The following is a 21,284-nucleotide window of genomic DNA, read 5'->3' as shown; positions in this document are numbered from 1 at the left end:
CATGCTGATCTGGTTTCTTCCGCTTTTCCTCGTCTTCCTGATGATCGGCCTGCCGGTGGTCTTCGGCCTGCTGGCCGCGCCCGGCATCCTGCTGTTCCTCAACGGGCAGGAGCGCGACCTGACGCTGCTCTACCGCAACCTCTACAATGGCATGGACAGCTTCCCGCTGATGGCGATCCCCTTCTTCATGCTGGCGGGTGAGATTATGAACCGCGGCGGCATCACCCATCGCCTCGTCGAGTTCAGCCAGGCCTTCATGGGGCACCTGCGCGGCGGGCTGGCGCATGTGAACGTGCTGTCGTCGATGCTCTTCGCGGGGCTCTCGGGCTCGGCGGTGGCGGACACCTCGGCGCTTGGCTCGATGCTGATCCCGGCGATGGAGAAGCAGGGCTACACCCGCCGTTTCGCCGCCGCGATCACCGCCGCCAGCTCGGTGATCGGGCCGATCATCCCGCCCTCGGGCATCATGATCATCTACGCCTACGTCATGGGCGAGAGCGTCGCGGCGCTTTTCCTTGCCGGGCTGGTGCCGGGGGTGCTGGTGGGCGTCGGGCTGATGCTGCTGATCAAGGTGATGGCCAACCGTTACGATTTTCCCGTGGCGTCCCGCAAGTACAGCTGGGGCGAACGGGGAGAGGCGAGCCTCAAGGCCTTCTTCCCGCTGCTGACGCCAGTGATCATCCTTGGCGGCATCCTTGCCGGGGTCTTCACGCCCACCGAGGCGGCGGCGGTCGCGGTCTTCTACGCGCTCTTCATAAGCCTCTTCGTGCTGAAGACCCTGCGCTTCACCGAACTGCCCGACGTGCTGGGCCGCGCCGGGCTGACCTCGGCGGTGGTGCTGCTGCTGGTCGGCGCGGCGATGTCGTTCAAGACAGTGGTCTCGCTGTCGCACGCGCCGCAGCAGATGGCCGACTTCATCCTGTCGCTGACCGAGAACCCGCTGCTCCTGCTGTTCCTGATCAACCTGCTGCTCTTTGCGGTGGGCATGTTCCTCGACGCGGGGCCGGCGATCATCATCCTTGGTCCGATCCTTGGACCAGTGTTCACCGGCATGGGCGTCGACTCGGTGCATTTCGCCATCATCATGTGCGTGAACCTGACGGTGGGTCTGGCGACGCCGCCGATGGGGCTGGTGCTCTTCGTCGCTCGGCGGTCTCGGGCGAGCGGGTGACCACCATTGCCCGTGCCATCGTGCCATTCCTCGCGGTCGAGATCGTGGTGATCTTCCTGATCACCTATTTCCCCGCGATTTCCATGACGATCCCGCGACTGACCGGGTTCGCGAACTAAGAAAATCCAGAGCTATCAGGGAGGATAACATGCTCAGGAAGACCCTTACGCTGGCGGCATCGCTGGCCCTCACAACGGCCCTCGCCATCCCGGCGATGGCGCAGGACTACACGATCCGCGCGGTCGCCAACTCGAACGAGAACGACGAGGATTACGACGGTCTGCAGGTCTTCAAATCTTACGTCGAAAGCGCCTCGAACGGCGCCATCGGCGTCGAGATCTACATGGGCACGCAGCTCTGCTCGAACGGGGCCGAGTGCCTGCAGGGCGTGGCCGACGGCTCGATCGACGTCTACATCTCGACCTCGGGCGGCGCGGCGGGGCTCTTCCCCTACGTGCAGGTGCTCGACCTGCCGTACCTGATGCAGGACGACCGGGTCGCCGAGAAGGTGCTTTCGGGGGACTTCACTCGCACCATGCGCTCGATGGCGCTGGAGGACTCGGGCGGGATGATCCGGCTGATGACCATCGGCAACACCGGCGGCTGGCGCAACTTCGCCAATACCAAGCAGCGCGTGCAGACGCCCGGGGACCTAAAGGGCATGAAAATCCGCACCGTGGTTGCCGACCTGCCGCAGGAGCTGGTGCGCGCCGTGGGTGCCGCCCCGACGCCGATCCCTTGGCCCGAGCTCTTCACCTCGCTGCAGACCGGCGTGGTCGAGGGCACGAAGAACGGCATCACCGACATCATGTCGATGAAGTTCCCCGAGGCCGGGCTGCAGTATGTCACCCTTGACGGCCATGCCTACATGGGCGCGCTGTGGTGGATGTCGAACGAGAAGTTCCTCGCGCTGCCCGAGGACATGCGCCGGGTTGTCGTCGATGGCTTCTACCAGCTGCAGCAGGCGACCTTCGCCTCGCCCAAGCGCAAGTCGATCCCGGCCTACGAGGAATTCGTGAAAGGCGGCGGCGATCTCTACGTGCCCACGCCCGAGGAGAAGCAGGCCTTCGCCGATGCCGCAGAGCCGGTCTATGCGTGGTTCACCGACAATGTCGAGGGCGGCGAGGAGATCTTCAACGCCATGCAGTCTGCGGTGCAGGCCGCGACGGAAGAGCTTGACGCGGAGCGCGCGAGCGACATCCAGTAAGCACTTGCGGGCGCGCCGTTTCGTTGCGGTGCGCCCGCCCCGGCGCGGGTCATCTGGCCCGGCCCAACAAAGTCTCCAGACCCCACCGAGGACAGGACATGAGCGCACTCACCGCCACCCTTTCGGATCCGCGCCGCATCATCGCGCGGGCCAAGGTTCTTGCGCCCGGCACGGCGCTGGCAATCGTGCTGGCAATGGCGGCGCAGTTCCTGTCGAACCATTACGGCGCGCCGGTGATGCTGATGGCGATCCTGCTCGGCATCCCGTTCCATTTCCTGTCCGAGCACGAGAATACCGGCCCCGGCATCACCTTTGCCGCCAAGGGGCTGCTGCGCATCGGCGTGGCGCTACTTGGGCTGCGGGTGTCGCTCGACATGGTGCGGCAGATCGGCTGGGGCTTCGTGCTGGTCATCGCGCTCTGCGTGGCGGGGACCATTCTCGGCTCGATCCTTTTGTCGCGCTTCGTCGGCAAGGATCGGGCCTTCGGCTTTCTTACCGGTGGCTCGGTGGCGATCTGCGGCGCCTCGGCGGCGATGGCGATCTCGTCCATCCTGCCGCAGCGCGAGACCGCCGAGCGGGATCTCTCGTTCACTGTGATCTCGGTCACTGCCTTTTCCACGGTGGCGATGATCGCCTATCCGATCCTCGCCGAGGCACTTGGGCTCGACCAGCACATGACCGGGCTGTTCCTCGGCGGTACCATTCACGACGTGGCGCAGGTGGTGGGCGCGGGCTACTCGGTGTCGGACGAGACCGGCGACATCGCCACGGTGGTCAAGCTGATCCGGGTCACCATGCTGGCCCCGGTGGTGCTGATCGGCGCACTCGCCATGCGCCGGCACGCGCCGGCGGCCGAGGCGCGCCCGCCGCTGCTGCCGGGCTTCGTCGCGGCCTTTCTCGTGTTGGCGGCGCTGAATTCTTTCCATCTCGTGCCGGAAGCGGTGATCACTCCCGCCTCGACCTTGTCGCGTGCTCTGCTGGTGACCGCGGTGGCCGCGGTGGGCATGAAGACCTCGCTTGCCAAGCTCGCCGACGTCGGCGGCACGGCGATCGCCATGCTGGCGGTGCAGACCGCGGCACTCGCGGCACTGGTGCTGGTCCCGCTCCTGCTTGGGCTGGTCTGAGCCGGTGCGGCGGGTCAGCAGGATCGAAGCGCGCGCCAGACGTTAGGACGCCGCGCAGGCGGGCGGCCTTGCTTCAAATCCCCTGCGCGATCCGTGCCTTCCGAGGCGAGCTGAGCTTCATGTCCGGCTGGTTCAGCCGGTCTTCCGAACCAGTCCACGCATAGGCCAATAGACAGGGGGCGTGCTCACCCGTGGTGATCCTGTGCTCCAGACCGGGTCGGTTCAGGATCAGGGATCCAGGCGCATGAACCGCCGCGTCGTTCTCCGACCAGGCACCGGCGACCGAGATATAGCTCTCCTCGATCTCCTTGTGGCTGTGCTGCGGATAGGTGGTGCTCGGTGCAAAAAGCACGAAACCAAGCACCAGCTTCTCCGCGCGGACTGGTCCACGTGGACCGAGGATTTCGCAATAGGCGTATTTTCGGGCGAGGGCCTTCGGCACCTTCTCGTAACCATATTCCCAGGTGAGCTGGTCCGAGACGCGCGCCAATGCCCGGGACATGCCCTGCACCGCGCCGCGTTCCCCGAGATCGAGGGCCCGGCCGAGGTGAGCCGTGACCGGCTTCACCTCCGGGGCGCGACCGGTGATCTCGGGGTTTGTATCAAGGATCGACGCCAGGGCATCCCGCACCCGCTTGCGATGCGCTCGGATCAGGCGGCTGCCCCCGGCCGAGCCATGACGGTAGAGGGCATCAAACTCGCGCAGAAGGTAAAGCCAGTCTGGGCAGTCGTGAAGGCGGAGCTGTGCGGCGCAGTCGGATGGGGTGTTCATACTGAGGTCTCTGAGTGGTTCAGGGGTTGACCGGGATGACAATGCGTCCGCGGACCGTCCCGTCGATGAACTTCGACGCGGTTTCAATGACGTCGTCGAAGGGGAGTTCGGTCGTCATCTTCTCGAGTTGACCGAGGTCGAGATCGCTTGCCAGCCGCGCCCACGCCTCGAGGCGGTCGGGCTTGGGGCACATGACGCTGTCAATCCCCACCAGGGTCACGCCGCGCAGGATGAACGGCGCGACCGACGCAGGGAGGTCCATGCCGGCGGCAAGACCGCAGGCCGCCACGACGCCCCTGTATTTCATCATCGACAGCATGTTGGCGAGCACCGTGCTGCCGGCAACGTCAATCCCCCCCGGACCAGCGCTCCGGGCCCAGCGGTCGGACCTTGCCGGTCAGTTCGCTGCGGTCGATCACCGACGCGGCCCCCAGACCACGCAGGTAGTCTGCCTCGGCAGCGCGTCCCGTGACCGCCGCAACCTGGTAGCCCTTCCCGGCAAGCAGCGCCGTGGCAACGCTGCCGACACCACCGGCGGCGCCGCTGACGACGATCTCGCCGTCGCCGGGCATGACGCCCTGTCGCTCGAGGGCCAGGACACAGAGCATTGCCGTATAGCCCGCGGTCCCGATCGCGGCGGCTTGCCGCAAGTCGATGGGCGCCGGCAAGGGGACCAGCCAGTCCCCGCTGACCCGCGCACGCTCGGCCAGTCCGCCCCAATGTTTTTCCCCCACGCCCCAGCCGTTCAGGATGACCCGGTCGCCGGGTTTGAAATCGGCATGGCTGCTCTCGGCAACCGTGCCCGCAAAGTCGATGCCCGGAACCATGGGGAAGCGCCGCACGACCGGCGCCTTGCCAGTGAGGGCCAACGCATCCTTGTAGTTCAGGGTCGAATAGGCGACGTCGACCAGGACGTCCCCATCGGGCAACTGCTCTTCAGTCACCTCTGTCACCGATACGGACTGGGTGTTTTCGGGCTTCTCGATCAGCACGGCTTTCATGGTCTTGTCCTTCGGTTATTTGGGTGTCTGGGTCTCGAAGAGGCGAACGAACGTCTTGGTGAACCTGCGCAGGGGGTCGGGGCGCAGCTCGAGCTTGGCGCGCAAGATCGCGCCTTCCCAGCCGATCCAGAAGACCTCGGCAAGCGCGTCGGGATCATGCGCCCCGGAAAGCTCTCCGCGCGCCTGCGCGTCCCTGAAAAGCTGCGCAGTGCGCTTTTGCCATGTCTCCAGAACGTCCATGAGCGCGCCACGGAAGTCGTCGGGCAAGGCCCCCATTTCCTGGCCCAGATTTCCGACGAGGCAACCGCGCCGAAAGCCATGCCGGGCCATGCCTTCCTCGGCCATCATGGTGAAGAGGCCGAGCCGTTCCAGAGGTGAGCGGTCTTCGTCGAGGAATGCCTGATCCAGAAGCCCGGCGAAATAGGTGTCGTAGGCAGCAATGAGTGCGAGGCCGAAATCGGCCTTGTTGCGGAAGTGGTGGTAAAAGCTCCCCTTGGGAACCTTCGCGGTTTTCAGGATCTCGTCGACCCCGACAGAAGAATATCCTTTCTCGGTCAGGTGCTCGAGCCCGGCGCGGATGAGGTTGCGGCGGGACTGCGAGGCCTCCGGCACCCCGGGCGGGCGGCCGCGCCGGGGCTTCTTGACAGGCGGTGGAGACATATCTTTCCGGATCATGAATATTTAATAGACGATCCGGTCTAATAAATCCAGACGATCTGGAAACGAGCCACTCGAATGGTCAAGACGCCTGCCCGGGCGAAGCCAGTCGCCTCCCACAGCGCTTCGTTGCGCAATCTTGGCGTTCTCCCAGGGGCAACACGGCGGGAACATTTCCGCTCTTGTGCGCAGCACTCAACTCGGGGCAGCTTCGTGGGACCTTTCGACAACCACGCGAAGCCCGATGAGCGCACTTCCATTGCAGCAAACACTTCTGTCAGCCACGCCTGACCTGCATTCTCCCGAGCGGGTAATGGGAGCGCTGCTCGGACTCCAGCCAGAGGAGCGGCCCGAATTGTCCCATCTGATGGCGGACGCGCCTGCCGCTTCTCTGCCAAAGGCCATGGCGCCCGCGTGGTTGCGCGTTCCGGTCGTCTGCCTCTGTCGCGACCCTGCCAGATTTCGTGGAGACCGCGCTCGGAGACCTTCCGATCACCTGCGCGCGCGGCGAATTCCTCGCTGGGGATACGCTGGTTTCGGAACGCTTGCAGAGGTGAAAGGCCGGGCTCAATGATTTCGCTTGGGATCGACCATCCGCTGGTCTGCGTGCGCAATCTGGCCAAGGTGCGCGAGACCTACCTGTCGCTCGGCTTCCTGATGAAACCGCCGGGGATGCACCCTTGGGGCACCTCGACCGCGCTGGTCATCTTCCGCAACCAACTGCTGGAACTGGTGGGAATTGGCGATGAGCGTCTGCTCGACGGGTACCCGGCGGGAGACTTCCTTTTTTGGCCGCCATGTCCAGCACTGGCTCAATGAGCGCGAAGGGGTACCGCTTTCGGCGCTCAACTCCACTGATGCGGCGGCGGATGAAGCGGCGGTCGTGGCGCGCGGCGGGCAGTGCGCCGGGACCATCGAGTTCGGTCGGGACGTTCTGCGCGATGACGGCACGCCGGACCGCACTGCGACAACGCTGAAGATTTTTACCCGGTCCGGCCTGCCGCGCCTGTCGATGTTCGCCTGCCAGCAACACCGCCGCGACCTGATCGAATTTCCCAGATGGATGGACCATCCGAATGGCGCGCATGGCTTCGTCTCTGCCACGATCCTCGCCGAGCCAAAGGACCAACTCGCGGTGAGGGATTGGCTCGCCACGTTGCATGGTCCCGAGGCGGTCACCGAAACCGGCTGGGGCTTCACCGTCGCTACCGGCAAGGGACATTGGCGGGTGCTCAGCCGCGATGCCGCCCGCGCCTTTTTCGGCCCGCTTCCCGAGGAGCTCGCACCCGATGGCGCACCCTCGGTGATCTCGCTCGACCTCGGCTGCTGCGCGCTCGATCGGGTCCGCCCCTTCGTCGATGCAGGCGGTTTCGCCTGTCACGAGGCCCGCGGCGCACTTGTCCTCACCGAGCCCGCCCGGCTGGGCGGCATCCTGCTCACCTTCCAGGAGGCGCCCGAGGCGCCCTGACCCATGACCCGGCGCACGAGCGCGTGCCCAAGGAGACCCGATGTTCGACCAAGACCATATCGCCGAAGCCATCGCCTGGCGCCACGACCTGCACCGCCACCCCGAACTCGGCTTCGAGGAGCACCGGACCTCGGAGATGATCGCCGGGCTGCTTACCGGCTGGGGCTGGCGGGTCCATCGCGGCCTTGCTGGCACCGGCGTGGTGGCGCAGATGGGGCAGGGCGCGCCGGTCATCGGTCTGCGCGCCGACATCGACGCGCTGCCCATCCTCGAGGCGACCGGCGTCGCGCACGCGTCGACCATTCCCGGCAAGATGCACGCCTGCGGCCACGACGGGCACACCGCCATGCTGCTGCTCGCGGCGCGGAAGATCGCGGCGGAGGGCGTCGAGCAAGGCACCGTCACGCTGATCTTCCAGCCCGCCGAGGAAAGCGAGGGCGGCGCGCGTGTGATGGTCGAGCAGGGGCTGTTCACCCAGTTCCCGATGGACAGGGTCTTCGGCATCCACAACTGGCCCGGCCTCGCCCCCGGGCGCTTCGTCGCGCGAGACGACAAGATGATGGCGGCCTTCTCGGTCTTCGACATCGAGATCCTCGGCAAGGGTGGCCATGGCGCCATGCCCGAGCAGTCCGACGGGGTGATTGCCGCCGCCGGACGCATGGCCGCCGCGCTTCAGGAGATCCCGGCCCGCGCCCTCTCGCCGCTCGAGCCCGGCGTGGTCTCGGTCACGCAGATCCACAGCGGCTCGGCCTACAACGTCTGCCCGGACCGCGCGGTGCTCAGCGGCACCTGCCGCTGGTTCGGCGCCGAGGCAGGCGACATCATCGAGAACCGCCTGCGCCGGATCGCCACCGCCGAGGCCGCCGCGCAGGGCTGCACCGCCGACATCGATTACCAGCGCCGCTATCCGGCCACCATCAACACCGCCCCCGAGGCCGCGCTGGCGCGCGAGGTGGCGGGCGAGATGGGTCTTGATACCGCGATGGTCGGCCCGAGCATGGCGTCCGAGGATTTCGCCTTCATGCTGAACGAGGTGCCCGGCGCCTACCTCTGGCTCGGCGCGGCGCGCGAAGGCGAGAACCCCGGGCTGCATTCGGCGAAGTTCGACTTCAACGATGCTGTGCTGCCCGCCGGGGCGGAATTCTGGGTGCGGCTCGCCCGCCGCGCCACGGCCGGGTAATGGACGCGCTCGACAGCCGCTTCCTGCGAGAGTTCCTCGCCGTCGCGCAGGAGGGCTCGATCCGCCGCGCGGCGGAGCGGTTGAGCGTCGTGCCGTCTGCGATCTCGCGCAAGATCGCCGAAGCCGAGGCGCGGCTCGGGGTGACGCTGCTCGAGCGCAGCTCCAAGGGGGTGACGGTGACCGAGGCCGGCGAGCTCTTGCGCGAGCACGCGCTGCACCTGCAGGACGAGCAGACCTTCCTTCTCGACCAGATCGGCCGCTACCGCGCGGGACGCACGCAGACCGTGCGCATCGCGCTCGGCGAGGGGTTCACCGCCGACCTGATGGAGAACGGCCTGTCGGAGCTGAGCCGCCTGCAACCCGACCTTCGGTTTTCCATCGACCATGCGGGGACCGGCGAGCTGCAGCGCCGGGTGGTCGAGGGCGAGGCCGATATCGGCATCGCCTACAACCCTCTGGTGACCGAGGCGACGCGCTCTCTGGCAGTGGGGCGCCAGCCGCTCTGTGCCGTGGTGCCTGCAAATTCATCTCTGGCGGGCCGTCAGAGCGTCGGGCTCGCCGAGGTGCTGGAGCATCCCGTCGCCATGCTCGACGCCCGCCACGCCATCCGCCACCTCGTCGGTCAGGTCGCGGCGGATCGCGGGTTGGCGCTGCGGGTGCATGTCGAGACCGCCTCGATCGCGCTGCTGATCCGATACGTGAGCGCGGGCATGGGCGTGACCTTCCTGCCGAGGTTTTCCGCGTCCATTCAGGCGGATCGCGGTGATCTTGCGGTGATCGAACTGGACGAGCCGGCGCTTCACCGGGTCAGCACCCACCTCATGGTGCGCGCCCGCCGCCGCCTGCCGAAATCGGTGGAACTGGTGGCGAGCTTCCTGTCTGATCGCATGGTGGCATTCCGCGCCTGACCTTCCGTGTTGCCTGCAGGGCAACGCAATGTGCTCGAATGCAGCGCTTCCTGTGAACACGCCTCCTCCGGATAGTTTTCCGAACACCGGCCTGCGAGGGTCGCAACGGAAGAGAACAGGAGATCACATGGCAGCAGAGACAGGCAAAAGGGCCGGGGTGATCGGGCTTGGGGCCATGGGCTTCGGCATGGCATCGAGCCTGGCCCGCGCCGGGTTCGAGGTCGCGGGATACGACCCGGCGCCCGCCGCGCAGGACCGCGCCCGCGAGGCGGGCATCGCGCCCAAGGCCAGCCCCGAGGACGTCTTCGCCGCGGCGGAAGTCATCGTGCTCTCGCTGCCCACGGCGGCGCATGTCGAAGGCGTCATCGCCGCGGCACAAGGCGCCGGGCTGCTTGGCGCGGGAGCCGGGGCGAAGGTCATCATCGACACCTCCACCTCCGAGGCCGAGGTCAGCCGCAAGCTCGCGGCGGCACTTGCCGAAGCGGGTCACGGCTTCCTCGACGCGCCGGTCAGCGGCGGGCCTTCGGGAGCCGCATCGGGACAGCTTTCGGTGATGCTCGGCGGCGATGAGAAATGGGTCGGCGCAGCGATGCCCGCACTCGAGGCGATGGCGGCGAAGATCCTGCACGTCGGCCCCAGCGGCGCCGGCAATGTCGCCAAGCTGGTGAACAACATGCTGGTCGCCAGCCACATGGTCACCACGCTTGAGGCGCTTCGACTAGCCGAGGCGGCGGGCGTCGGCGCCGAAGACGCGCTGCGGGTGATCAACTCGGCCACCGGGCGCAGCGCGCTGTCGGAGATCCACTTCCCCAATTGGGTGCTGCCGCGCAGTTTCGACAGTGGGTTCAGCACCGGGCTGATGCGCAAGGACGTGCGGCTCGCCCGCGAGCTGGCGCAGAGCGTCGGCTGCGCGATGCCGGTGGCCGACCTCGTGGCGGATCTCTGGGCCGAGGAGAACTCGGGCCTCAAGGACGCCGATGATTTCATGCATATGGGCGATCCCGCAGTGGACCGCCTGAGCCAGAAGGAAAAGATGTGATGGCCAAGGACATCATCGATACCGCGGCCCGCGTGGCTGAACTGCTGAAGAACTTCACGGGTTCCTCCGAAGTGCAATCTTACGTTGGCGGCGCACTGGTGCCGGGCACCGGCCACGCGCTCGAGCTCACAGATCCGGCGACGGGCGAGGTTTTCGCCCGCTACAGGGATGCCGGTGCCGACGTCGTGGCGCAGGCCGCCGAGGCCGCGTCCCGCGCGCAGAAGGAATGGTTCGCCAAGACCGCCTCGGAGCGCGGCCGCATCATGTTCGAGATCGGCCGCCAGCTGCGCGCCAATGCCGCCGCGCTGTCCGAGCTCGAGGCGCTGTCCTCGGGCCGCCCGATCCGCGACACCACCGGCGAGCCGGCGCGCATGGCCGAGATGTTCGAATATTACGCGGGCTGGTGCGACAAGATCACTGGCGACGTCATCCCCGTGCCCTCGACGCACCTGAACTACACCCGCCACGAGCCGCTCGGCGTGGTCAGCCAGATCACCCCGTGGAACGCGCCGCTCTTCACCTGCTGCTGGCAGGTTGCCCCGGCGATCTGCGCGGGCAACGGCGTGATGATCAAGCCCTCGGAACTGACGCCGCTGTCGTCCATCGTGGTGGGCATCCTCTGCGAGAAGGCGGGCGCGCCGAAGGGTCTTGTCAACGTCATCGCGGGCGACGGGCCGGGCTCGGGTCAGGCGATGATCGAGAACCCGGCGACGGCGCTGGTGGTCTTCGTGGGCTCGGCCGAGGCGGGCTCGAAGATCGCCGGTGCCGCGGCGAAGCGGCTGGTGCCCTCGGTGCTGGAACTGGGTGGCAAGTCAGCCAACATCGTCTTCGGCGATGCGGACCTCGACCGCGCTGTCATCGGCGCTCAGGCGGCGATCTTCGCCTCCTGCGGTCAGAGCTGCGTCGCGGGCTCGCGCCTGCTGGTGCATCGCTCGGTTCACGCGCAAATGGTTGAAAAGCTGAGTGTTGCGGCTGGCAATATCCCGGTCGGCGCACCGATGGACCCGGCGACGCAGATCGGCCCGGTGAACAACGCCCGGCAATGGTCGAAGATCGACGAGATGGTGCGCGAGGCCGTGGCGCAGGGCGCCGAGATCACCAGCGGCGGCGCGAAACCCGAGGCGCTGGCGGCAAGCGGCGGGTTCTTCTTCGCCCCCACCGTGGTCGATCAGGTCACACCGCAGATGACCATCGCCAACGAGGAAGTCTTCGGCCCGGTCGTCTCGGTGCTGCCCTTCGACACCGAGGAAGAGGCCATCGCGCTGGCCAATGCCACGCCCTATGGACTTGCCGGTGCGGTCTGGACGCAGGACGTGGGCCGGGCGCATCGCATGGCGGCACAGGTTCGGGCCGGCACCTTCTGGGTCAACAGCTACAAGACGATCAACGTCATGTCGCCCTTCGGCGGCTTCGGGCGCTCGGGCTACGGCCGGTCGTCGGGGCGCGAGGCGCTGGCCGCCTACACCCAAACCAAGTCCGTCTGGGTCGAAACCGCGGCCAACCCCGCGCAGGGCTTCGGCTACGCACCGGGCTGATCGGCGGGCTTTCGCCTTCAACTTCCGCCGCGGACCGGGTAGCAGCCCGGTCCCGGCCAATGCGCCCCTCCAAGGGGGCGACAACAGAGAGGTCCCCTCATGCCAATAAAAGACATCCTTCTTGACTGGCGGCTGCACGGCAGCGTGCTGGTCATCACCGTGATCGCCGAGCTTATCGGGGTCATCGCCGTGCCCATCGGCATTGGCTCGATCCTGCTGCTGCCGCTGCTCTATGCCTTTGTCATGGGGCTGCTGATCAACCCCAACGTGATCTCCGGCGCCCGTGCCCTGATCCGCGACCGCGAGGTGCATGCCGCCTCGCCGCTGATCGTCATCGCGATCATGCCCTTCATCGCCAAGTTCGGCACGATCATCGGCCCGTCGATGGACAAGATCATCGACGCAGGCCCCGCGCTCATCCTGCAGGAACTGGGCAACCTCGGCACCATCGTGCTGGCCTTCCCGGTCGCCGTGCTGGTGCTGCGCATGGGCCGCGAGTCGATCGGTGCCTGCTTCTCGGTGGCGCGCGAGCCCAATATCGCGATCATCGCCGACAAATACGGCCTGAAGAGCCAGGAGGGCGCGGGCGTCATGGGCGTCTATGTCATCGGCACGCTCTTCGGCACCTTCATCTTCGCCATTCTCGCTTCGATCCTGGCCACCACCGGGGCCTTCTCGATCGAGGCGCTGGCCATGGCCTGCGGCATCGGCTCGGGCAGCATGATGGCGGCCTGCTCGGGAGCGTTGGTGCACGCGGTGCCGGACATGGAGGAGCAGATCCTCGCGCTCGCCGGCGCGTCCAACGTGCTGACCTATGCCACCGGCCTCTACCTCTGCGTCTTCGTGGCGCTGCCGCTGACCGAGAAACTCTACGACCTGCTGGGCCGCAAAGAGCCCTCGAAAGCCGGAGCCTGAGCCATGAGCGACATTCGTACTGACGACATCGATCTGACCGAAGACCCCAAGCTCGGCCTCGGCGCCCATGCCGCGGCGTTGGCTGTGGTCTGCGTGATCGCCTTGGTTGGCAACACCGTGGCGTCCGAGAACACGGTGCCGCAGGGGCTGGTAGGTCTGATCATCCTGTGGGTGATGTGCATGATCGGCATGCTCCTGACCAAATTCGTGCCGTTCAAATTGCCTTCGGTGGCCTGGATCTCCGCAGTCGGCATCCTCGCCACCATGCCGTGGACACCTGGCAGCGCCTGGGTCCTCGACAAGGTCAGCCACGTGAACTTCCTGACGCTCGCCACGCCGTGCCTCGCCTATGCGGGCATCGCGATCGCCAGGCGCGAGATCGAGATCGCCAAGACCTCGGGCTGGAAGATCGCCGTTGTCGCGGTGCTGGTGATGACCGGCACCTACGTGGGCTCGGCCATCGTGGCGCAGGCCTTCCTCTGATCGCGACTTGATCCCGACCACGGGCCGTACTTCAGGGCCCGTGGAAGCTGTCCACCGAAGGTAGCGGAGGGATGGCCATACCTGGCGGCGGCCAGGGGCACAGCGTGGATGGACACGCCGGAGGGTTCAGGTCGGTCCGGCTGAAGGAGTGGCTGACAATCGGCCCGCACCGGTACCCCCAACGCGGGAACAGGCGTGGGCACCCGGTCTGGCGGAGCGAGCCGCTTGGCCAAGTACATCTGGCGAAGCGGCTTCCGTAACGGAAGTCGGTGCCAGTTTCCCACGCCTGTCCCGCGTGTGGCGCACAGAGAGCTAAGCGCTAGTTAAGTTAGCCAAACAAGTGTTCTCTGGCCGATCAATGTTGGGTCGGTAAAGGAAAGGAATATCCATGAACGCCTTTGCCACACGCCGTCATGCTCTGAAGCTGGGCCTCGCCTCTGCTGCGGGCCTTGCGCTTCCCGCGGTTCTCCGGGCTCAAACCGCGGCGCCGGTCCCCCGGTGCCCAGCGTGATACGTCCGCAACTCATGCGCCTGGCCGCCCCCCCTGCCGGCCAACGAAGTGCATGTCTATCCGGACGCGTACCGTCTGTTCTGGTCCCTTCCTGATGGGCAGGCGTGGATATATGCCATCCGCGTCGGACGCGATGGCCTCTACGAGCCCGGCGAGTATTACGTTGGGGCCAAGAAGGAGTGGCCTTCCTGGACGCCGACCCCTGACATGATCGAGCGCGAGCCGGAAAAATATGAGAAGTACGCCGATGGCGGCATGCCCGGAGGGCCCGGCAATCCCCTCGGCGCGCGCGCGCTCTATCTGTTCACGCCAGAGCGCGGCGATACCTTCCTGCGCATTCACGGAACGGATGATCCGGGCACCATAGGTCGCGCCGTGTCGAACGGGTGTGCGGGCCTCATCAACGAGCAGATCACCCAGCTTTACGACCAGGTGCCGATGAATGCGCGGGTCGTGTTGCATCCCAAGCAGCTTGGCGCAACCAGCACCCAACAAGGGTAGGAGGGCCCGTCCGTGGTGCGCGACTGACGGCGGCGACCTGACGCTCCGCGAACCAGCCCCGGCCGACGTTGTCGGCCGGGAAGGCGCTGGCATGGCGAGCAGTTGCCAGGCGCGCGAGCCGGGGGTGGCGGTCCGCGACATCGGTCCGTCGAAACGCTTATGCCCCACCGCCCCGGTTTCCGAGCGGCGCGATGTCGGTCACTTCGCCACCGGCTTCGCTCTCCCGCCACCGGCCCCTTGCGCGGAGCGAGGCCGGTGGCGGCGCGGTCTTACTCCGCGGGCCGCCCTGCCTGCGTGCCCAGGGCGCGCGTGCGCGGCTTCTCTCGCAACATCAGCATCGCCGGGGTGACGACTAGGGTAAGCACGGTGGCGATCACCAGGCCGCCCGCGATGGCGCTCGACAGCTCGGTCCAGTACTGCGTCGAGGGTGCGCCGAAGACGATCTCGCGGCTGATGAAGTCGATGTTCATCCCCAGCACCATCGGCATCAGGCCGAGCGCCGTCGTGACCGAGGTCAGCACCACCGGCCGAAGACGCTGCGCGCCGGTGCGGAGCGCCGCCTCGAGCGGCGAGAGCCCGGCCCTGCGCAGGTCGTTGAAGGCGTCGATGAGCACGATGTTGTTGTTCACCACGATACCCGCCAGAGCGATCACCCCGACGCCGCCCATGACGATGCCGAAGGGCCGCCCGGTGACGACAAGCCCCAGCAGCACGCCGCCGATCGAGAAGACGATGGCGCTCATCACCACGACGGACTGGTAGATGCTGTTGAACTGTACCACGAGGATCAGGAACATCAGCACGATGGCCGCGACAAAGGCGAGGGCGAGGAAGATCATAGATTCCTGCTGGTCCTCGGCCTCGCCGGCGAACTCGTAGCTGGCGCTCTCGGGCAACTCGGCCCTGTCGAGCTCGGCGCGCAGGGCGGTGACCTGGTCATTGACCAAAAGCCCGGGCGCCACGTTCGCCTCGATCGTGGTGACGCGCTTTTCGTCGATCCGGCGGATGACTCCGACGCGCTCGACCGGCTCGAAGGTCACGAAGTTGGAGATCGGCACGAGGCCCGCCGAGGTCGGCACGCGCAGGTTCGTCAGCTCCGATAGCGAGCGGGAGTCGTTGGGGAAGCGCACCCGGACGTCAAGCTCGCCGTCGGCATCGGGCGGCCGGTAGTCGGTCACGGTGATGCCCTGGGTGAGCAGTTGCACCGCCTGACCCAGCAGGCTCACATCGGCCCCGAAGCGCGCGGCCTCGGCGCGGTTGACGTTGATCGCCACCTCGACGCCGGGCAGGGGGCGGGTGTCGGTGACATCGGTGAAGCCACCCACACGCTCCATCGCGGCCAGGACGGCATCCACCGAGGCGCTCTGTTCGGAGGCGTCGGTCGCCGAGACCCGCAGGTTCACTGGCTTGCCGCTGGAAGGGCCGCCGCTCTCGGTCTCGACCTGCACGTCGATGCCGGCGATGTCCGACATCTTGTCCCGGATTTCCGCGCCGATTTCATCGGCGGTGGGGCGTTGCTGCCAGTCCACCAGGTCGAGCTGCAGCGTGCCGATCACATCCTCCTCGCCGCCGCCGGCGCTCATGGTCGACCGGGCGTAGACGCTCTCGATCCCCTCGGTGCCGACCAGCCGGTCTTCGACCTTGCGCACGAGATCGTCGCGCTCGTAGATCGACAGGTTGTCACGGGCGCGGACCTGCACCTGCATGAACTCGGGCTCGACCGACGGGAAGAACGAGATGCCGCGCCCGAACTGGCCATAAAGCGCGAAGCCTCCGAGCAGCAGCGCCAGGGCGAGGACAATCGTGGTCCAGGGACGCAGAATCGCACGTTCGAGCAGCCGTACGTAGGCGCCGGTCAGACCGGAGATGTCACGCGGATCGCCGCGCTCCGCCGCGTGCAGCGCGGCCTTGGCGCGCGCGGTCTGCGGCTGGTTGCGACCGATCGTGCCGCCGAGCACGGGGATGAAGATGAGCGCCATGAAGAGCGAGGCGCCGAGCGTCAGGATCACGGTGATCGGCAGGTACTTCATGAACTGGCCTATGAGGCCGGTCCAGAACAGCAACGGGAAGAACACCGAGAGCGTCGTCGCGGTCGAGGCGATGATCGGCCAGGCCATGCGCTTGGCGGCATGGGCATAGGCGGCTCTTGGGCTGTCGCCCTCTTGCAGGCGGCGGTCGGCGAGCTCGACAGTGACGATGGCGCCGTCCACCAGCATGCCCACCACGAGGATCAGCGCGAAGAGCACGACGATGTTCATCGTGTAGCCCATTGCCCAGATGATCGCGACACCGGCAAGAAAGGCGCCGGGAATGGACAGGCCGACAAGGATCGCCGAGCGGAAGCCGAGCGCGAAGACGATGACGATCATCACCAGCAGAATGGCGGCCATGACGTTGGCCTCGAGGTCGGAGAGCAGGGTCTTCACCTGCTCGGACTGGTCTTGGAGGTAGGTCACGCGCAGGCTGTCGGGCCAGTCCGCGCTCATCTGGTCGACGACCTGCTTGGTGGCTGCGACCGTGTCGATGATGTTGGCCCCTGAGCGCTTGGTGACCTCCAGCGCGAGCGAGGGCTGGCCGTCGATGCGCGCGTAGCCGGTCGGGTCCTCGAAGGTGCGGCGCACCGTGGCGACGTCGCCAAAGGTGACGACCGTGGTGCCGTCGACCTTGACCGGCATATCCATCACATCCTCGAGATCCTCGATAAGGCCGGGCACCTTCAGCACGATGCGCCCGCCGCCGGTCTCGATGGCGCCCGCCGCGATGAGCTGGTTGTTGCGCTGCAGCTGGCTGGTCAGGCTTTCGAAGCTGAGATTGTAGGTCTGGAAGACCGTGGGATCGATCAGCACCTCGAGGAATTCCTCGCGCGCGCCGCCGATGTCGACCTCGAGCACGCCGGGCAGCGCCTCGAGCTTGTCCTGCACCGCCTCGGCGATGTCATTCAGCGTGCGCTCCGGAAGCGGCCCCGAGAGCACGGCGGTGATGATCGGGAAGAGCGCGGTGTTGATCTCGGTGACGTTGAGCGTGGTCGCGTCCTCGGGCAGGTCACTCTGCACCGTGTCGGCGGCCTCGCGCACCTTGTCGAGCGCCTCGTCGATGTCGCCGCCCGCGGCGAACTCGAGTTGCACGCTGGCAAAGCCCTCGGTGGCCTCGGCAGACATCTTTTCGAGCCCCTCGATGGCGCCGAATTCGGCCTCCATCGGCTCGATTAGCAGGCGTTCCGCGTCCGAGGGGCTGATGCCGTCGAGCGTGGTGCTGACATAAACCAGCGGAAGCGGAACCTCCGGGTTTGCTTCCTTGGGGATGGAGACATAGGCCACGGCACCGAAGGTGAGGATCATCGCCAGGAGGATCATCACCGCGCGGCCGCGGGAAAACGCGGCGTCGATCAGGCTGGTCATGGCTTGTCCTCGGCGACTTCGAGCGGCAGGTCGGCGGCATTGGTGGAGACCTGCGCGCCTTCCTCCTGCGGCTCGGCCCGGACCTCTTCGCCATCGCGCACGAAGCCCTGTCCCAGGGTGATGAGCGTGACGTCGTCGTCGAGGCCGGTGACCCAGACGCTGTCGATCTCGGTCTTCACGATCTGGATCGGATGGAACGCGACGCGACTGTCCTCGACGGTCTTCAGTCCGATCTGCCCGGCCTCGTCGAGCGAGATGATCGACGGGGCGACGCGATGCGCCTTGGCCTCGCCGGTGGGAATGGTGACCTGCGCCGAGATGCCCGCGGGCACCTCGCCGCCGGGGTTCGCAACCTCGATCTCGGTCAGGAACGTCCGGGTCTCGGCGGCCGCGGCGGCGCCGACGAAGCTGACGCGCCCCTCGCGGGTCTGGCCGGTGATGAAGCTCACCTGCGCAGTCTGACCCTCGCTGATCCGGCTCAACGCCTGCTGCGGCACCTGGATGGCGACGGTCAGCGGGTCGTTGTCGACGATACGCGAGATGGTGGCCCCGGCCTGCACGTATTCGCCCTCGCTGGCGGGCAGCGCCTCGATGCGCCCGGCGAAGGGGGCTTCGACAACAAGATTGCCGATGGCCTCTTCGGCGCTTGCCACGTCGGCTTCGGCGGCGGCCAGCGTGGCGCGGGCCTCGGACAGCCGGTCATTCGTCGCCACGCCGCGCTCGAAGAGCTGCGCGGCATTGTCGAACTCCCGCTGGGCATTGGTGCGCTGTTCCTTGGCCTGGGCCAGCGCGGCTTCGGCGCGGGTCGAATCCAGCCGGGCCAGGATGTCGCCCTGCTGCACCCGGTCGCCCTTTGAGGCGGGCATCTCGATCACCGTGCCTGCGGTCTCGGCGATGACCTCGGTGTCGCGGTCCGGCAGCGCCTGGCCCTCGGCCCGGTAGCTCAGCGTGACCGGTTCCGCCTGTGACGGGCGCACCATGACCGAAGGGGGCAGCGGATCCGCGATTGCCGTGTCCTTCTCAGGCTCGGCCCCGGGGAAGACCAGGCCGCTGCCCATCCAGGCGACCAGCGCAACCACCAGCGAGAGCGCGATCCAGAACGGGCGCGACGAACCGCGGTCGGTTTCGAACTGCAGCGCTCTGGTCGGAGCCGCGGTGTCGGGACGGTCGGTCATGCTGGGGTACCTTCGCTCATGAGGGCCGGTTCGGGGCTTGGTTTGCGTGCCTTTACATACCGACCGTCGGTCGGCTATCAAGGGTGCAGCAGACGGAGAACGTAATCGTGACCGCCAAATATTCCAGAATGAGTGCAGGGGACCGACGCACCGCAATCTTGGATGTCGCGGCCGACCTTCTGTCCACCCACCCGTGGGAAGAGGTGACCGTGGCCCTGCTTCTCGAGGCGGCGGGAATTTCCAAGGGCGGCTTCTACCATCATTTCGCCTCGAAGGATGAGGTGCTCGCGGCGCTGTTGCTGCGCTTCACCGATGCCAGCACCGCCGCGGGTCAGGCGGTCTATGAGCGCAGCCCGGGCGGCGCGGCGGCGCGGTTCACGGCCTATCTCGCGGGCACGACACGATGGGAACTCGACCATGCGGACAAGATCCTGGCGGTAATACGCATCGCGATGATGGCTGGCAACGAGTCGATCTTTCTCAAGCTGGATCAGGAGTCCCGGCAGCGCGCCACGCCGCTACTGCGCCGGCTCGTCGCCGATGGCGTTCGGGAGGGGGCCTTCGATGTGATCGACACCGACATGACCGTGTCCTTGTTGCAGCACGCCTGGCGCATGCGCTGGGTGGTCTTGGCGCAGGCGCGGCAGTGCTGCGCGGAGGGCGACCGCGCCGGGGGGGCTGGCCATGCTCAAAGACCGGTTGGACCTCGAGGAGCGGATGACCAACCGGTTGCTCGGCTGCGGTGCCGGAACGGCGGTCCGCATGCCGGAGGCCGAGGCCTTCATGGGGTTTTTGCTGTCTGCCTGAACGCACCGCGGCCCGTGTCGGATGTCGGTCCAGAGTGGGTTGTGGTGGCCCAAGTCCTTCCACGACAGGCTGATACCCTGGCCGGTCAACGCGCCCGCGCCGTTGCATACCGTACGGCACAGGGCTGACCCACTGCCGGCCAAGTGCGGCCGGACCCGCCGATTGCCAGAAAATCGCCGGGCGGATTGTCTGAGGCACGCGGGGCTGGCTCAAACCGAAGCAACCCTTGGACGGAATGCGCCATGTCCGCGCAAGTCCCCGCTCGGCGCCGACTGGTGGGCGTTTTCCGACAAGGCGGACCCGGTGGTCTGGCCGATGATGGCCTACGAGGTGATGACCGCCCTCTCCGCGGTGCGTGCCTGCGCCATCCACGCCGCGAGGTAATTTCGCATGAATTTCGTGGAACGGTTCGCCTCCTGTATCGTTGACCAAAGATTTTGCGGTGATTTCGTGGGGGCGGGGCAAACCTTTGAGGGCACTTGGAGCGACAGCGACACTGACACTCCTGGCCGGATGCTCGGGACGCCACAACTGGCTCGCCGCCGCCGGTGAGGAAGCGCAATCGGTCGAGACGCTTTTCTGGGTGGTGCTGGCGGGCGCGGCGGTGATCTGGAGCCTCGTGATCGGCGCGGCGACATATGCGCACCGGGCCGAGGCCAAGCCGCATCGCGAGCGCGAGGCCCGGCGCTTTATCATCTGGGGCGGTGTCGTCCTGCCGGTGCTGGTCGTCTGCGGGCTGCTCGTCTGGGGGCTGCTCATCCTGCGTCACATCACCTCCGATGACGGCGCGCTGACCGTGCGGGTCGACGGGGAACGCTGGTGGTGGCGGGTGATTTACGACACACCCGAAGGCCCGGTGACGACCGCCAACGAAATTCGCCTGCCGCTCGGGGAGCGGACCCTTTTCAAGCTGACCGCTGACGACGTGATCCATTCGTTCTGGGTTCCCGCGCTCGGGGGCAAGATGGACATGATCCCCGGCCGAGAGACCACGCTGGCGCTGACCCCACGGAAGCTCGGCAACTGGGGTGGGCTCTGCGCAGAGTTCTGCGGCGGCGCGCATGCGTTGATGCGCTTTGACGCCGTGGTGATGGAGCCCGGCGCGTTTGTCCGATGGCTTGAACAGGAAGCACGACCTGCGCAGGTGGCCGAGGGGGATCGGGGCTTTGCCGTCTTCGAGGAGGAAGGCTGCGGTGCCTGCCATGCCATCCGCGGCACCGAGGCGCAGGGGCCGGTGGGACCGGATCTTACCCACCTCGCCTCGCGCGACAAGCTGGGAGCGGGGATCTACGCCATGACCCCGGACAACATGGCGCGCTGGATCACCGACACCCACGAGATGAAGCCCGATATCGACATGCCCGCCTATCCGGGCCTGCAGGGCGAGAGGCTCGACGCGCTCGTCAGCTTCCTGATGAGCCTCGAATAAGGG

General features: G+C 66.9%; 17 protein-coding genes and 2 pseudogenes. 14 read left to right on the top strand and 5 right to left on the bottom strand.

The features are described from left to right. Position 1: 1 nt before the first annotated feature. The 3 genes and pseudogenes from CLG85_RS14580 (at position 2) to CLG85_RS14570 (ending at position 3,502) form a co-directional block, all read left to right on the top strand. Positions 2 to 1,290: pseudogene (locus CLG85_RS14580) on the top strand (TRAP transporter large permease). A gap of 29 nt (positions 1,291 to 1,319) precedes the next feature. Beyond that, a complete protein-coding gene (locus CLG85_RS14575; protein WP_224848105.1) occupies positions 1,320 to 2,378 on the top strand; it encodes a TRAP transporter substrate-binding protein in 1,059 nt (352 codons plus the stop codon). Positions 2,379 to 2,476: 98 nt separating this feature from the next. Beyond that, complete coding sequence (locus tag CLG85_RS14570) at positions 2,477 to 3,502, top strand: YeiH family protein (RefSeq protein WP_260349451.1); 1,026 nt, start codon at positions 2,477 to 2,479, stop codon at positions 3,500 to 3,502. A gap of 73 nt (positions 3,503 to 3,575) precedes the next feature. Here CLG85_RS14570 and CLG85_RS14565 read toward each other — a convergent pair whose 3' ends face one another. The 3 genes and pseudogenes from CLG85_RS14565 to acuR all read right to left on the bottom strand — a co-directional run bounded on the left by CLG85_RS14565 (position 3,576) and on the right by acuR (position 5,935). Next, positions 3,576 to 4,274 carry a dimethylsulfonioproprionate lyase family protein gene (locus CLG85_RS14565; protein ID WP_260349450.1) on the bottom strand — a complete coding sequence of 233 codons (699 nt, stop codon included), beginning with the start codon at positions 4,272 to 4,274 and terminating at the stop codon, positions 3,576 to 3,578. A gap of 19 nt (positions 4,275 to 4,293) precedes the next feature. Next, positions 4,294 to 5,275, bottom strand: a pseudogene (gene acuI, locus CLG85_RS14560) (acrylyl-CoA reductase (NADPH)). Between the two features lie 15 nt (positions 5,276 to 5,290). Further along, positions 5,291 to 5,935, bottom strand: coding sequence for an acrylate utilization transcriptional regulator AcuR (acuR, locus tag CLG85_RS14555; RefSeq protein ID WP_260349449.1), 645 nt, complete (start codon positions 5,933 to 5,935; stop codon positions 5,291 to 5,293). A gap of 567 nt (positions 5,936 to 6,502) precedes the next feature. On the opposite strand from acuR, the gene CLG85_RS14550 reads away from it, so the two are divergent. The 9 genes from CLG85_RS14550 to CLG85_RS14510 all read left to right on the top strand — a co-directional run bounded on the left by CLG85_RS14550 (position 6,503) and on the right by CLG85_RS14510 (position 14,472). Next, complete coding sequence (locus CLG85_RS14550) at positions 6,503 to 6,751, top strand: VOC family protein (protein WP_260349448.1); 249 nt, start codon at positions 6,503 to 6,505, stop codon at positions 6,749 to 6,751. A 64-nt stretch (positions 6,752 to 6,815) separates the two neighbouring features. Then, positions 6,816 to 7,400 (top strand): hypothetical protein, encoded by a 585-nt coding sequence (locus tag CLG85_RS14545; protein WP_260349446.1) that lies wholly within the window; start codon positions 6,816 to 6,818, stop codon positions 7,398 to 7,400. A 40-nt stretch (positions 7,401 to 7,440) separates the two neighbouring features. Next, positions 7,441 to 8,580 carry a M20 aminoacylase family protein gene (locus CLG85_RS14540; protein ID WP_260349445.1) on the top strand — a complete coding sequence of 380 codons (1,140 nt, stop codon included), beginning with the start codon at positions 7,441 to 7,443 and terminating at the stop codon, positions 8,578 to 8,580. Beyond that, entirely contained in the window at positions 8,580 to 9,488 is a 909-nt protein-coding gene (locus tag CLG85_RS14535; RefSeq protein ID WP_260349444.1) for a LysR family transcriptional regulator, read from the top strand. Before CLG85_RS14540 ends, CLG85_RS14535 begins: the two co-directional genes overlap by 1 nt. 127 nt (positions 9,489 to 9,615) lie before the next feature. After that, complete coding sequence (locus CLG85_RS14530; protein WP_260349443.1) at positions 9,616 to 10,527, top strand: NAD(P)-dependent oxidoreductase; 912 nt, start codon at positions 9,616 to 9,618, stop codon at positions 10,525 to 10,527. Further along, positions 10,527 to 12,062, top strand: coding sequence for an aldehyde dehydrogenase family protein (locus tag CLG85_RS14525; RefSeq protein WP_095884054.1), 1,536 nt, complete (start codon positions 10,527 to 10,529; stop codon positions 12,060 to 12,062). The genes CLG85_RS14530 and CLG85_RS14525 overlap by 1 nt, the downstream gene beginning before the upstream one ends. Before the next feature lie 99 nt (positions 12,063 to 12,161). Continuing rightward, positions 12,162 to 12,977 carry a DUF3100 domain-containing protein gene (locus CLG85_RS14520; RefSeq protein ID WP_095884055.1) on the top strand — a complete coding sequence of 272 codons (816 nt, stop codon included), beginning with the start codon at positions 12,162 to 12,164 and terminating at the stop codon, positions 12,975 to 12,977. 3 nt (positions 12,978 to 12,980) lie between these two features. Further along, a complete protein-coding gene (locus tag CLG85_RS14515) occupies positions 12,981 to 13,460 on the top strand; it encodes a hypothetical protein (protein WP_095884056.1) in 480 nt (159 codons plus the stop codon). 559 nt (positions 13,461 to 14,019) lie between these two features. Continuing rightward, positions 14,020 to 14,472 (top strand): L,D-transpeptidase, encoded by a 453-nt coding sequence (locus CLG85_RS14510; RefSeq protein WP_375796926.1) that lies wholly within the window; start codon positions 14,020 to 14,022, stop codon positions 14,470 to 14,472. A 269-nt stretch (positions 14,473 to 14,741) separates the two neighbouring features. On the opposite strand, the gene CLG85_RS14505 is transcribed toward CLG85_RS14510, so the two are convergent. Beyond that, positions 14,742 to 17,870, bottom strand: a complete 3,129-nt coding sequence (locus tag CLG85_RS14505; RefSeq protein WP_260349441.1) for an efflux RND transporter permease subunit — start codon at positions 17,868 to 17,870, stop codon at positions 14,742 to 14,744. Next, positions 17,867 to 19,045: an efflux RND transporter periplasmic adaptor subunit gene (locus CLG85_RS14500; protein ID WP_095881501.1), complete on the bottom strand. Its 1,179-nt coding sequence runs from the start codon at positions 19,043 to 19,045 to the stop codon at positions 17,867 to 17,869. The genes CLG85_RS14505 and CLG85_RS14500 overlap by 4 nt, the downstream gene beginning before the upstream one ends. 107 nt (positions 19,046 to 19,152) lie before the next feature. Here CLG85_RS14500 and CLG85_RS14495 point away from each other — a divergent pair, with 107 nt between their 5' ends. Both CLG85_RS14495 and coxB read left to right on the top strand, forming a co-directional pair. After that, entirely contained in the window at positions 19,153 to 19,980 is an 828-nt protein-coding gene (locus tag CLG85_RS14495; protein WP_260349440.1) for a TetR/AcrR family transcriptional regulator, read from the top strand. A 341-nt stretch (positions 19,981 to 20,321) separates the two neighbouring features. Then, complete coding sequence (gene coxB / locus CLG85_RS14490; RefSeq protein ID WP_095881503.1) at positions 20,322 to 21,281, top strand: cytochrome c oxidase subunit II; 960 nt, start codon at positions 20,322 to 20,324, stop codon at positions 21,279 to 21,281. Positions 21,282 to 21,284: the final 3 nt, after the last annotated feature.

The sequence above is a fragment of the Alloyangia mangrovi genome (genome assembly GCF_002300555.2).
Lineage (GTDB): Bacteria > Pseudomonadota > Alphaproteobacteria > Rhodobacterales > Rhodobacteraceae > Salipiger > Salipiger mangrovi.
This window is presented reverse-complemented; position numbering and strand designations above follow the sequence as displayed.

What these genes read in the sequence shown, in the direction of transcription:
- CLG85_RS14500 (WP_095881501.1), bottom strand. Translation starts at nt 19,045, where the DNA reads ATGACCGACCGTCCCGACACCGCGGCTCCGACCAGAGCGCTGCAGTTC.
- CLG85_RS14570 (WP_260349451.1), top strand. Translation starts at nt 2,477, where the DNA reads ATGAGCGCACTCACCGCCACCCTTTCGGATCCGCGCCGCATCATCGCG.
- CLG85_RS14550 (WP_260349448.1), top strand. Translation starts at nt 6,503, where the DNA reads ATGATTTCGCTTGGGATCGACCATCCGCTGGTCTGCGTGCGCAATCTG.
- CLG85_RS14525 (WP_095884054.1), top strand. Translation starts at nt 10,527, where the DNA reads ATGGCCAAGGACATCATCGATACCGCGGCCCGCGTGGCTGAACTGCTG.
- CLG85_RS14530 (WP_260349443.1), top strand. Translation starts at nt 9,616, where the DNA reads ATGGCAGCAGAGACAGGCAAAAGGGCCGGGGTGATCGGGCTTGGGGCC.
- CLG85_RS14540 (WP_260349445.1), top strand. Translation starts at nt 7,441, where the DNA reads ATGTTCGACCAAGACCATATCGCCGAAGCCATCGCCTGGCGCCACGAC.
- CLG85_RS14520 (WP_095884055.1), top strand. Translation starts at nt 12,162, where the DNA reads ATGCCAATAAAAGACATCCTTCTTGACTGGCGGCTGCACGGCAGCGTG.
- CLG85_RS14565 (WP_260349450.1), bottom strand. Translation starts at nt 4,274, where the DNA reads ATGAACACCCCATCCGACTGCGCCGCACAGCTCCGCCTTCACGACTGC.
- CLG85_RS14575 (WP_224848105.1), top strand. Translation starts at nt 1,320, where the DNA reads ATGCTCAGGAAGACCCTTACGCTGGCGGCATCGCTGGCCCTCACAACG.
- acuR (WP_260349449.1), bottom strand. Translation starts at nt 5,935, where the DNA reads ATGTCTCCACCGCCTGTCAAGAAGCCCCGGCGCGGCCGCCCGCCCGGG.
- CLG85_RS14515 (WP_095884056.1), top strand. Translation starts at nt 12,981, where the DNA reads ATGAGCGACATTCGTACTGACGACATCGATCTGACCGAAGACCCCAAG.
- CLG85_RS14505 (WP_260349441.1), bottom strand. Translation starts at nt 17,870, where the DNA reads ATGACCAGCCTGATCGACGCCGCGTTTTCCCGCGGCCGCGCGGTGATG.
- CLG85_RS14535 (WP_260349444.1), top strand. Translation starts at nt 8,580, where the DNA reads ATGGACGCGCTCGACAGCCGCTTCCTGCGAGAGTTCCTCGCCGTCGCG.